This window comes from Dysgonomonas mossii DSM 22836 (assembly GCF_000213575.1).
In the GTDB taxonomy this organism is placed as follows: domain Bacteria; phylum Bacteroidota; class Bacteroidia; order Bacteroidales; family Dysgonomonadaceae; genus Dysgonomonas; species Dysgonomonas mossii.
Genome location: NZ_GL892006.1, coordinates 327092 through 339612, shown reverse-complemented (window position 1 = coordinate 339612; position 12521 = coordinate 327092). Strand labels below are relative to the sequence as shown.

At 39.7% G+C, this 12521-nt stretch carries 9 protein-coding genes; 5 read left to right on the top strand and 4 right to left on the bottom strand.

All coding sequences use genetic code 11. The features are described 5' to 3' along the window. Positions 1-236 precede the first annotated feature (236 nt). The 3 genes from HMPREF9456_RS08330 to HMPREF9456_RS08320 all read left to right on the top strand — a co-directional run bounded on the left by HMPREF9456_RS08330 (position 237) and on the right by HMPREF9456_RS08320 (position 6146). Positions 237-1499, top strand: coding sequence for a hemolysin family protein (locus HMPREF9456_RS08330; protein ID WP_006843057.1), 1263 nt, complete (start codon positions 237-239; stop codon positions 1497-1499). A gap of 136 nt (positions 1500-1635) precedes the next feature. Then, the gene (locus HMPREF9456_RS08325; protein ID WP_006843056.1) at positions 1636-3903 is read left to right on the top strand and encodes a cation:proton antiporter domain-containing protein; all 2268 of its coding nucleotides are present in this window, start codon (positions 1636-1638) and stop codon (positions 3901-3903) included. Positions 3904-3929: 26 nt separating this feature from the next. Continuing rightward, a complete protein-coding gene (locus HMPREF9456_RS08320; RefSeq protein ID WP_006843055.1) occupies positions 3930-6146 on the top strand; it encodes a tetratricopeptide repeat protein in 2217 nt (738 codons plus the stop codon). A gap of 124 nt (positions 6147-6270) precedes the next feature. On the opposite strand, the gene mgtE is transcribed toward HMPREF9456_RS08320, so the two are convergent. Beyond that, positions 6271-7653 carry a magnesium transporter gene (mgtE, locus tag HMPREF9456_RS08315; protein ID WP_006843054.1) on the bottom strand — a complete coding sequence of 461 codons (1383 nt, stop codon included), beginning with the start codon at positions 7651-7653 and terminating at the stop codon, positions 6271-6273. A gap of 442 nt (positions 7654-8095) precedes the next feature. Here mgtE and HMPREF9456_RS08310 point away from each other — a divergent pair, with 442 nt between their 5' ends. Further along, on the top strand, positions 8096-9844 hold the full coding sequence (locus HMPREF9456_RS08310; RefSeq protein ID WP_006843053.1) for a phospho-sugar mutase: 1749 nt from the start codon (positions 8096-8098) through the stop codon (positions 9842-9844). Positions 9845-9894: 50 nt separating this feature from the next. On the opposite strand, the gene HMPREF9456_RS17210 is transcribed toward HMPREF9456_RS08310, so the two are convergent. Beyond that, positions 9895-10092 (bottom strand): hypothetical protein, encoded by a 198-nt coding sequence (locus HMPREF9456_RS17210; RefSeq protein WP_006843052.1) that lies wholly within the window; start codon positions 10090-10092, stop codon positions 9895-9897. 154 nt (positions 10093-10246) lie between these two features. Between HMPREF9456_RS17210 and HMPREF9456_RS08305 the strand changes: the two genes are divergently transcribed. Then, positions 10247-10921: a bacteriophage terminase small subunit gene (locus tag HMPREF9456_RS08305; protein ID WP_006843051.1), complete on the top strand. Its 675-nt coding sequence runs from the start codon at positions 10247-10249 to the stop codon at positions 10919-10921. Positions 10922-11014: 93 nt separating this feature from the next. Here the strand turns inward: HMPREF9456_RS08305 and HMPREF9456_RS08300 are convergent, their stop codons facing one another. Both HMPREF9456_RS08300 and HMPREF9456_RS08295 read right to left on the bottom strand, forming a co-directional pair. Continuing rightward, positions 11015-11365 (bottom strand): MerR family transcriptional regulator, encoded by a 351-nt coding sequence (locus HMPREF9456_RS08300; RefSeq protein WP_006843050.1) that lies wholly within the window; start codon positions 11363-11365, stop codon positions 11015-11017. 7 nt (positions 11366-11372) lie between these two features. Then, positions 11373-12344 carry a M23 family metallopeptidase gene (locus HMPREF9456_RS08295; RefSeq protein WP_006843049.1) on the bottom strand — a complete coding sequence of 324 codons (972 nt, stop codon included), beginning with the start codon at positions 12342-12344 and terminating at the stop codon, positions 11373-11375. Positions 12345-12521: the final 177 nt, after the last annotated feature.

The following is a 12521-nucleotide window of genomic DNA, read 5'->3' as shown; positions in this document are numbered from 1 at the left end:
CGAAAAAGTCCGTCAAAAATACAAAATTTATTTCATTCGGTTGTTAATATAATCTATCGAATCATTTATTTGAGAAGTGGGTTATATCCTGTTTCACCCCTTTATTCCTTTATGGGTAATACCAAACAAAGCAATTAAGATTGAATGGATTTTCAAACTTTCTTAATAAATATCAAATAAATGTATTTTGCATTTGTAATATCTTTACCTTCGCTTGACGAATATTAATAAAATATATGGAAATCGCAATCATAGTTCTTTTGATATTATTGAATGGTGTTTTTTCAATGTCCGAAATTGCTGTTATCTCAGCACGTAAATCAAGTCTCAAAACGGAAGCAAAGCGAGGCAGTAAATCTGCTCAGACTGCAATGCAATTGTCCGAAAACCCCGATCGTTTTTTATCTACGGTTCAGGTGGGGATTACACTCATCGGTATCCTCACGGGGCTCTATTCGGGCGATGTGTTGGCTAGCGATGTATCGGCACTATTTGTCAATATGGGGCTTTCTGCAAACTATGCATATCCGCTTGCTCGGTTTGGTATTGTTATAATAGTTACTTATTTCACAATTGTTCTTGGCGAATTGGTGCCAAAACGTATCGGTATGAGTTCGGCAGAGAAAGTCGCTAAAGTTATAGCTCGCCCGATGCATTATTTGTCTATTGTTGTATCTCCTTTTGTATGGCTGTTATCCAAAAGCTCGTCTTTAATATTTCGCATGCTGGGTATTTCTCTATCCGAGTCTAAAGTTACAGAAGAAGAAATCAAGTCGATGGTAATTGAAGGAGCAGAAGACGGGGAAGTGCGTGATGTAGAAAAAGAAATCGTAGAGCGTGTCTTTAATCTGGGCGATAGAGATTTGGAATCTATTATGACCAATCGGGGAGATATTGTATGGATAGATACGGATATGACAAATGATGAGATCGTAACCCTTATACATAAATACCCCTTTGATAAATATCCTGTAGGAACTAAAGATTTGGATCATGTGTTGGGAGTTGTTTATCTGAAGGATATGTTTGGGAAAATAGAATCTCCCGACTTTGATGTGAAGACTGTTGTGCGTCCTGTTCAGTTCTTTTCTGAAAGTATGGAAGTATATAGTGCATTGGCTGACATGAAAGCGAATCATGTATCGTATGCTCTCGTTTGCGACGAATTTGGTGCGGTGAGGGGAATTGTTACATTAAAAGATATTCTGGAAGCATTGGTTGGTACTTTGTTAGATCCGCTGGAAGAGCCTGCAATCGTACAGCGTCAGGATGGAAGTTGCCTGATAGATGGACAATGCTCATTCTATGATTTTCTTGTTTATTTCAGAATGGGAGACATGTATAACAAATACGATTATAATACTGTTAGTGGTCTGATACTTGATAACCTGGGGCATATACCGAAGACCGGGGAGATCCTGAAATGGAAAAATTTTATAATCGAAATTGTAGATATGGATGGTGTTCGTATAGATAAAATATTAGTTAAAAAAGATTAATATGTATTATGCTTCTACATACGCTGATAAAGTAAAGTGGGATAGGATTCGAAAATAAACCATAATTTTGTCTTCGCTTAGGCAAAAGTATTATTAGGTACTTATAATTAATTTAGGTTGTTAACGGAGAACATATATGAAAAAATTAAAGAATGTACTTTTTTACATTATATCGATAGGGTCATTCTCTCTCATATTACTTATTATACTTCAACTTGGTAAAAATAATCTGGAGGTAGGACGTACGATCTCGGAGCAAACAACAGGGGAAACCGCATGGGGCGAATTTGGCAAAAGCTTATTGCATAATATAAGTGTTCCTTTCGCCATCTTAATGTTGCAGATAATTGTAATCATGCTGGTGGTGAAAATTTTTGGCTGGATCTGTAAAAAAATCGGTCAAACTTCTGTGATTGGCGAAATAGCGGCAGGGATCGTATTAGGGCCATCTTTATTAGGCTTCTACTTTCCAGAGGTTTCTCAATTCCTGTTTCCTGTAGCTTCACTCGTTAATATCAACTTGTTGAGTCAGGTAGGACTGATACTCTTTATGTTTATTGTGGGTATGGAGCTGAATCTGAATGTGTTGAAGAATAGGGCTCATAGTGCCGTAATCATAAGTCATGCCAGCATTGTCTTTCCATTTACGTTAGGGGCATTACTGGCATATTTTATATATGAAGACTTTACTCATGCACACTCCGGGTTTGTTTCGTTTGCTCTCTTTATGGGGATTGCGATGAGTATAACAGCTTTTCCCGTTTTGGCACGTATTGTGCACGAAAAAGGAATCAACAAATCGCCCGTAGGGCCTATGGTTATTACCTGTGCAGCCATAGACGATATCACAGCCTGGTGTTTGTTGGCTGCTGTGATAGCGATAGCCAAAGCCGGAACTTTCACCAGTTCCCTATATGTGATTTTGATGGCTGTGGTATATGTGCTTATTATGTTTAAGGTTGTTCGTCCGATCTTAAAAAATATTGCAGATAATCACCATTCGAAAGGGATGTCTAAAACTATAATGGGTGGCTTTATATTGATATTGTTCCTATCGGCATATACTACCGAGGCTATCGGGATTCACGCCTTGTTTGGGGCTTTCCTTACAGGGGTTATAATGCCTTCGAATATCCGTTTGCGTAATCTTCTGACCGAAAGGATAGAATATGTAACACTGATAATCTTGTTGCCTCTATTCTTTGTTTTCACAGGATTGAGAACCGAAATTGGCTTATTAAATACCGGACATTTGTGGCTAGTGTGTTTTATTGTGATTGCAGTTGCTGTAACCGGTAAATTTCTGGGTAGCGCCTTGGCCGCACGCTTTGTGGGGCAAAACTGGAAAGATAGTTTGGTGATAGGTGCATTGATGAATACCAGAGGTTTGATGGAGCTCGTTGTATTGAATATCGGTCTCGACTTAGGAATATTAACGCCCGAACTATTTGCCATGATGGTGATTATGGCACTGGTTACCACCTTTATGACATCGCCTAGTTTAAATATTCTGGATAAGATATTTAAACGAAACGAAAATTATTCTGAAATTTCGGCACAAAAGAAATTTAAAGTATTAGTGCCTTTTTCAAGCCCTCAAACAGGGCGTAAGCTATTGCTTTTGGCAAGTTGTTTGATAAAAAGAAAACAATCACAGTCTGATCTGACATTATTGCATTTAACGGAAGGTAGCCCGATGCATCAATACAATATAGATGAGGAAGAAGATCGTATTTTTAAACCCGTTAAGGAGGAGGCTCATTCTTTGCAACAGGATGTAAACACAATGTTTGAGGTTACAAATAATTTTCAGAACAGTATTATAAAAATTGCAAACAAAGGAGAATACGATTTCCTTTTGATTGGGAATAAAGGATATACATATTCCGACAGGTTTCTAGGGCGTTTCTCCAATGCTCTGAGTTATGTTCCCGATTATATCTTTTCTATCGTGCAGAACAAGATCAGAAAAAAAGGAACATTCAATGCTCCGTTCGATGATCGTACCCGCTCTATTATTTCGAAGACCAATATGCCGGTTGGCATATTTATTGATAAAGGATTAATAACTATCCGTAATATTTTTGTTCCTATATTGGATGAGGATGATATTTTTATGGGTGACTTTATGGAAAGGCTGGCCGAAAACTCATACGTGAGAATAACATTATGGGATCGGGTAGGACTCGCCGAGAACTCGATAGAATTTGTAAAGTCTGTAAAGGCAATAAAAGCAGTGAACCCATACTTATTTCAGCTGTGGAACAACAATATACCTGTGGATAGTGATATATTGATGAAACAAGATTTGATCTTGATTAGTCTCAATAGTTGGAAAGAACTGGATGTAAAAAAACCTAACTTGCTTCGTGATGCTCCTTCTACATTGATAATGACTAATTGAGCATAACCCATACATAGTATTAAAGAATGAACAGTCGCGATATAATAGCTCTTAAAAAAGAAATTCTTCAAAACCTGTCAAAAAGACAGTTGAAAGATGTGTTTGAGTCACTGACAAAGTTGGTCGTAAACCTTCAGGATTGGAAAGTGTCTGAAACATTGAGCGAATTGGAGACAAACTACAAATATATGCTTCATTACCTGTTTGAAGGTGTTGAAGATACCGAACGGGATAATGTTTATCGTAACTTGTTAAGATCTCTATATGAGCTGACAGACGATGTTGCCGATGAACTCTTAAATACAGAGTCGACCAATATATTTTATGAAAAGTATCGGATAAACAGATTAAAGACAAATACGCTGCCTGATTATTTGAAGCAGTTGAAGGATATTTCCGATTCTATGTCTATTGTCGATTTACTTGAGGTGGGAGAAGAAAAGAACCAGCGAAAACTCGATTTGGCGGTAAGGCGTGAACGTGTAGCTTCCGATTTATTCTCCAAAGTATATGTTTCTCCCCGAGCTGAAGAAAGCGACTACAACGATTATATTTCTTTTCTCGAAAATGAGGTGATGCCTGTAAGAGAAAAGAGCTTGCTTTTGTCTGCATTGTCTCTAAGCTTGTTTCATCGCTTCGACTATAGAAAAGTACAGGTGTTGATGTACATGTCTTTTTCCGACAATATGCAACTGCGGGTAAGGGCTATTGTAGGTCTTGTGATTGTCATGCAAATGTACGATGTGCGTTGGTCATTGTATCCTGAGTTGCAAAACCAATTGGATATTATGTCCGAAAATCAGGAATTCCGCAGGGCTGTTCGCCGTGTTGTGATTCAGTTGATTCGTTCGCGCGAGACCGAGCAGATTAGCAAGAAAATCAGGGAGGAGATTTTGCCAGAGATGATGAAGTTTAATAATCTGGCCGGTCGCAAACTGAATATGGAAGAGCTGATGGGCGGTGATACAGACTTTTCGGAGAAAAATCCTGAATGGCAAAAGGAGCTTGAAGAATCGGGACTTGGTAAAAAGTTACAGGAATATTCCAATTTGCAAATGGAAGGTGCTGATGTGTTTCATTCTACATTTTCGGGATTAAAGCACTTTTCTTTCTTTTCCGAAATGAGCAATTGGTTTATGCCCTTCGATCCTTCGTACTCTGAGCTTATGAGCCTGTTTCCCGAAGATAGCGGAAGTAATCTGTTGAAGACTGCCGTTCTCGATTCGGGGCATATGTGCAACTCCGACAAGTATTCTTTTTGTTTGAGCCTGTTACAAATATCTCCTGCACAACGGGATATGATGATGGGGCGGATGGGTGCCGAATCGGAAGAAATCAAGCAACTGCAAAAAGAGGCACAGGCAATGAATCCTACTATCGATGATGAGGTTACTTCAAATCAATATATTCAAGACCTGTATCGTTTCTTTAAATTGCATCCATATCGCAACAACTTCTTTGACGTATTCAAGCTGAATTTGAATTTTTATGACAAGAAGTCTATTGCTCCATTGATATCCGATGAGGAAAGCATGAGAAAAATTGCTCAGTATTGTTTCGATAAAAATAATTTCAGTGAGGCGTTGGATGTCTTCAATCGCCTGATTGATATTGATACTCAGAATGATGACATTTGGCAAAAAATAGGGTATTGTAAGCAAATGCTCAACAATCAGGATGGTGCTTTGGCTGCATACTTGCAAGCGGACGTGTTGAGACCCGATAATTCGTGGATCATAAGGCGTATAGCACAGATATACCGAACGTTGAAGAAGCCCGATATGTCATTGTACTACTATCAGAAAGCAGCAAAATTGAATCCTGATAATGTAAACACGGAGCTGAATATAGGGCATTGCTATCTGGAGATGAACGATTATGAGCAGGCCTTAAATACGTATTTTAAGGTAGAGCTATTAGATTCTAAGGGTACAAAAGCACAGCGTCCTATTGCATGGACTGCATTCTTGTTGAGAAAGTACGAGTTAGCTCAAAAATATTACAATCAAATTTTAGAAAGAAAACCTACGATACATGACTTCTTAAATGCCGGACATGTAGACCTTTGCGCCGGTAATATGAAAGAAGCTATCGAACATTATAAACAGGCTGTATACAAAGAGAATGACTTCGAATTGTTTGCTATGTTGTTTGATGCAGACAGAGAAAGTCTATTAAATCATGGCGTAGACGCAAAAATATTCCCTTTCTTATTCGATCAGATCAAATACGGAGTCGGATAGATTGAAGGTGCTTTCGTATAATATAATATAAAAAAGATCGGCTGGCTTAAATTATTCATCTTGCTCAGTATGACAAGAGATAACCTTAAGCCAGCCGATCTTTACTTTATAGATAATTAGTTTGTCAGAGTAGTTTTCCGCTTAAGAACATAGCTGCAATAGAGAAATAGATGATCAGTCCGGTAACATCCACCAGCGTTGCCACAAACGGAGCTGAAGCGGTAGCGGGGTCTAATCCAATTTTCTTTAGCATGAGGGGGATCATCGAGCCGGAGAACGTTCCCCATAAGACAATAAATACGAGCGAAACGGATACACTCAACGCAACCCATACCCAATACTCTCCATAGTCGTATAAGCCCAGTTCTTGCCATATAAATATCCGTGTAAAGCCTATTACACCGAGGATAGAACCCAAAAGCAGACCTGATAAAATTTCTTTTCTCATCACATACCACCAGTTCTTTAGCTTTAATTCGCCCAGTGCCAATGCACGGATAATAAGACTGGCAGCCTGCGAACCCGAGTTACCACCGCTTGAAATGATTAGTGGAACAAACAAGGCCAACACTACGGCTTTCTCTATCTCTTCGTCGAAGTGGCCCATTGCTGATGCTGTGAGCATCTCTCCTAAAAAGAGTACAACTAGCCATCCCGCACGTTTTTTCACCATTTCGGAAAGAGATGTTTTGGTATATGACAGGTCGAGCCCCTCTGTACCCCCAAACTTTTGGAAGTCTTCTGTGCTCTCTTCTTCTGCCACATCCATAACGTCGTCGATGGTAACAATGCCCAGTAATGTGCCGTTGGTATCCGTTACGGGTAAAGCTACACGGTCGTGGTCGGAGAATATTTTTACGGCAACTTCCTGATCGTCGTATGCGTTAAGCGAGATAACCCGATTGTCGCTAAGCTCGCCGATAGTCTGGTTGGCGGAAGCCAAAATTATTTCCTTGATGCGGATATCGGCGATAAGCTTCCAATTATCATCTACGATGTATATTACATTTAGTGTTTCAGAGTCTTGTCCGAACTTGCGGATATGGTTTATAGCCTGTTCTACAGTGTAGTATGGTCTTACAGCGACGTATTCGGGTGTCATCAGACGTCCGATACTATCTTTTGGGAAGCCCAGTAGCTTGGTGGTGATTTCTCTTTCTTCGTCCGATAATATCTGCATCAGACGCTGGCTCACTTCGCCCGGTAGTTCTTCAAAAAAAGCCGTACGGTCGTCCGGATCAAGATCATTAAGAAGAGATGTTACTACATTGATGTTAACAGCCAGTCCTTCGATTATATCTTCTTTTTCGTCGTGAGAAAGGCGTTTGAAAGTCTCCTTTGCCAATTCTTGTGGCAAGAGGCGGAATAAAATGATCTGATCAGACTTTGGTATGTCGGCAATGATTTCTGCTATCTGAACAGAATCGAGGTTGTTAAGTTCTTGTTTTACGATTTTCCAGCTTTTGTCTTCAATAAGCTGTTGGAGGCGGATTATTATTTCACTCATGATGCAATCTCCTTACTTTATCTCTGTAAGGAAATCACAATAAGACCCTTTACAGAGAGGTTAATACTTCTGTTTTGTTTCTGTAACTCGGATAGGGGTCTTCGTCCATGATTCTTAATTTTTAGTGAATACTAGCCCAAAATGAGTAGGGGGCGTTAAAACCGCTGCAAAAGTAATGCTTTCTTCGGGAACTGCCAAAAAGAACTTTTCTTAAATGGAATGCGATACCGAGCGATTAGGTTTTATTATACTTTATTATGTTTTTGGTATTCACCTATTTAGTTTTGTGTGAATAATCAATGGATTAAAGGATATGATTGGTCGGAGTGTGGAGAAAGACTATATTTCTTAGATCTTCTTACCCCCTCAAAGCAAAAAATTGTTATTTTTGTTATTCGCATTTTTGTTTAGATCAATATAAAACTAAAATAAAGAAGAAAGCATGGAAAACAGTGAATTACTGGCACAGGTAACAGCTAAAGCAAAAACATGGTTGTCGGAAAAATACGATGCCGATACACGAAAAGAAGTTCAGGCATTGTTGGATCAAGAAGATAAAACTGAACTTATAGAATCTTTTTACAAAGATCTTGAATTTGGAACAGGAGGACTTCGCGGAATTATGGGTGTAGGTACCAACCGCGTGAATATATACACAATCGGAGGTGCAACACAAGGGCTGGCTAATTATCTATTGAAGGAGTTTTCTTCGTTAAAAGAAATAAAAGCAGTGATCGGTCACGATTGTCGTAACAATAGCCGTTTGTATGCTGAAATTTCGGCAGATATTTTTGCTGCAAACGGAATCAAGGCATATCTGTTCGAAGACTTACGACCTACTCCCGAAATCTCGTATGCTATCCGCAAGCTAGGTTGTCAGAGTGGTATAATGATTACAGCTTCTCACAACCCGAAAGTATATAACGGTTATAAGGTATATTGGGAAGATGGTGCGCAGGTTATTCCTCCGCATGATAAGAGCATTATCGCTGAGGTGAACAGAGTGAAAGTTGACCAGATCAAATTTAAAGGCGGTGATAAAAAGCTGATCGAAATACTGGGCAAGGATATGGACAATGCCTATATACAGGACTTGAAAACATTGCTTCTTTCTCCCGATTCGATCAAGCGTCATGCAAATATCGGTATTGTTTATACTCCTCTGCATGGCACGGGATTTACAATTATCCCTAAAGCACTAAAAGAATGCGGGTTTACCAATATTATAAACGTACCCGAACAAGATGTGTTGAGTGGCGATTTTCCTACAGTGATTTCTCCAAACCCTGAAGATCCTGCCGCTATGGCGTTGGCTGTGAAAAAAGCAGAAGAAACAAATGCCGAGTTGGTATTTGCTACTGACCCTGATGCTGACCGCTTTGGTGCGGGTATTCGCAACGATAAAGGAGAATTTATCTTGCTGAATGGTAATCAAACAATGCTTATCCTTATCTACTATATAATCACACGCCGTAAGGAATTGGGATTGCTCTCGAAGAAAGACTATACAGTGCGTACAATCGTTACCAGTGCATTGACTCAGGTTGTATCTGAGAAGAATGGCGTGGAAATGTTTGAGTGCTACACCGGCTTTAAATGGATAGCTGCAGTAATGCGCGAACTGGAAGGCAAGCGTAATTATATAGGTGGGGGTGAAGAAAGTTACGGATTCTTGGCCGAAGATTTTGTGCGTGATAAGGATTCTGTTTCTGCTGCTATCTTGTTTGGCGAAATTGCGGCATGGGCAAAAGACAACGGAAAAACATTGTACGAAATGCTTCAGGATATCTATGTGGAATATGGTTTCTCTAAAGAGAAAGGTATTTCGGTAACGAAAGAAGGTAGAAGCGGTGCTGAAGAAATAGAAGCGATGATGAAGAATTTCAGAGAAAATCCGATCAAAGAAATAGCCGGCTCGAAAGTGATATTGATCAAAGACTTTGTGACATTGAAGGCACAAGATTTTAGTATCAATGAAGAATATACTCTCGAGATGCCTACAACTTCGAACGTACTTCAATACTTTACACAGGATAAAACGAAAGTTTCAATCCGTCCTTCGGGAACAGAACCGAAGATAAAATTCTACATTGAAGTTCAGGACAAGTTGAAATCACGTGAAGAATACGATGCAGTGAATGCTGCTACTGAAAAGAAAATAGAACAAGTATGTAAAGATTTGGGCATATAAGAATTGCCTGAAGAATGAATATAAAGCACCTCTAAGTCTATCAATCAGACTTAGAGGTGCTTTTTCGTATATGCGTGTGTAGGGGCACTCACTTGTGGTTGCCCGGATATAAATGGGCAGGCACAAGCCACTGCCCCTACTTCCGAAACACAGCCTATTATCCTGAATAAAACGAACAATCTCGTATGAACGATTTCAATATAGAATAGCAAGAACCCTGTTTTCCTTTCAAAATGCCCCTTTATCATTTTTGTCCAATTTTATCTATTATAGTAATCAATCATAATTATTGTCTTATAGTCTTTTGTCATGGTGAGGCAAAGAAGTATACCGACCCTTTAATGCCTCAGAATGATAAAAAAGACAACAATAAATTCTTTTAGCACTTAACTTATAATAGACATGGCAAAATACACAGAGCGATTGGTAGAAAGGATAATTTCCTTTATCGAAGAGGATACATATAGTATTTCGGAAATATGTAATGCATTGAATATAAATCGGAAAACATTCTATGAATGGCGTAAAACAAAACCTGAGTTCAACGAGGCTGTTGAAAGAGCAATGGAATGTCGAGACGACAAACTCTTGATGTTGGCACGTAGTTCGTTGAAGAAGAAGCTGGAAGGCTATACCCTCACCGAAACCCGGACTATTTATGTACCCGATAAGAGCAATCCTGAAAAGTTAGTATTGAAATCCCGCACTGTCAGGCAAAAGGAATATGCTCCCGATACCCATGCTATAAAACTGGTATTGTTGCAAAATGAAGCCAAAGAAGAGAAAGAGGCAGAGTATAAGCAAGAACCTGCTTTAACAATCGTGGTGCGCGATCCTACCACAGCAGAGAGCCTAAACCTTTTGCGTGAAAATCTTAGAAATAATCATTCGGTAGAACAAAAGAAAAAAGAGGAAGCGGTTGTAGGCGATCAGCCAATAAAACCGTCAGATAAACCCTTAGCAATAAAGGAAGCTGATACGGAGGTAGAGCCTCAGCCAAAGAAAAAATCAAAACACGTTACCATTCCCAACCAGAACACAGGTCCGTTGCCTCCCGGATACCGTTACAGAAGGTGACAACTGAAAAAGGGGGGATATGTGTTACTTTTGTTACTTTTTATAGAAATAGTTGGAGGAATAAGATAAAGCAAGGTGAAAATATAGATTACCTCAATCGATAGAATCGTCAAACTCCCGTTCCATATCCATCAGTTCCTTTTTTATTTGTTCCAGTTTTTGGAGAACCTGTATTTTGCGGGCTTCTTCGTCTTTTTTCTGTCTTAAGGTCTGGCGTGCACCTTCGAGGGTAAGTCCTTTTTCTCTTACTAAATGATAAACGATGGCAATGTTCTCGATATCGGCTTTTGTGTACTGGCGTGTACCTCCTTCCGTTTTCCTTGGTCTGATGATGTCAAACTCACCTTCCCAAAAACGGAGTAGCGATTCGTTCACTTTAAAGTGCGAAGCAACTTCTCTCAGGGAGTAGTACAGGCGGTTACTATTTTCGAAATCGATTTTCATAGCGGCATCAATCCATTACCTGTCCGTGGTTAGCGGCAATTTGTAACATCTTATCATACTCTGCAGGAGAGAGATCCATAAAGTAGTATTTGGCCGGATTGTCGGGCTGACCTTTTACGTGTACCTCGTAGTGCAAGTGCGGGCCTGTCGATTTCCCGGTGTTACCCACTTCTCCGATCTGCTCGCCACGGGTAACCTTTTGTCCTGGACGTACTTTGTATTCGTTGAGGTGAGCATATAACGTTTCATAGCCATAGCCATGACTGATCATAATACATTTACCATATCCTTGCTTCCAGCCTACCTCTATCACAGTACCATCGCCGGTCGCATACACGGGTGTTCCTATGTTTGCGGCAAAGTCCATTCCTGCATGGAAGCGGGCTGTACCATATATGGGGTCGATGCGTGTGCCGTATCCCGAGGCTACTTGTTTCAGGTATCTGTCGGGTACAGGTTGTATGCTTGGTATATGTTTCAGACGATCTTTTTGGCTTTTGGCAAGGCTGAGCACTTCATCAAACGAGTTAGACTGTATATAGATTTGCTTTTCGATGAAGTCCATCTTCTTTGTAGTTTGGATAATCAGATCCGGGCTTTTCAGCTCCATCAGGTAATCGTACCTGCCGATACCTCCGACTCCCGAGCTTCGGATAGAGGAGGGGATAGGGTCGGCATGGAATATTGCCCTGTAAAGGTTATCATCACGTTGTTGTATGTCTCCGATCACATTTATAACTTCGTCCATTCGCTTAGACAAGACTTCATACTGCGCACGGATCAGTTCATCTTCTTTCTTCTGGGCTTTATCCCAAGGCGTATCGAAGAAATAGGTAACTGCTACCAAACCCACTATGCCAACTACAATACCCGATATCAGGTGACGGAAAACCACAATAATCCTATCTTTGCGGCTAGGATAAATTCTGTCGTATGTGAGTGTTTGCGGATTGTATCTGTAATATACTTTTCGCTTCATTTTATGGTTCCTGTCATTTTTATTTTCGCGAGTTCGACAAAAGTAAAGTTTTTGCGCTATTTTTGCAAATTGATTATAATAAAGAAACAGAAATTAATGTGGCAACATGAAAATGTGAAAATTAGCAAACGGTTAGGAATGTATCCGATGTCTGCTAATTTGCTAATTTACTAATTT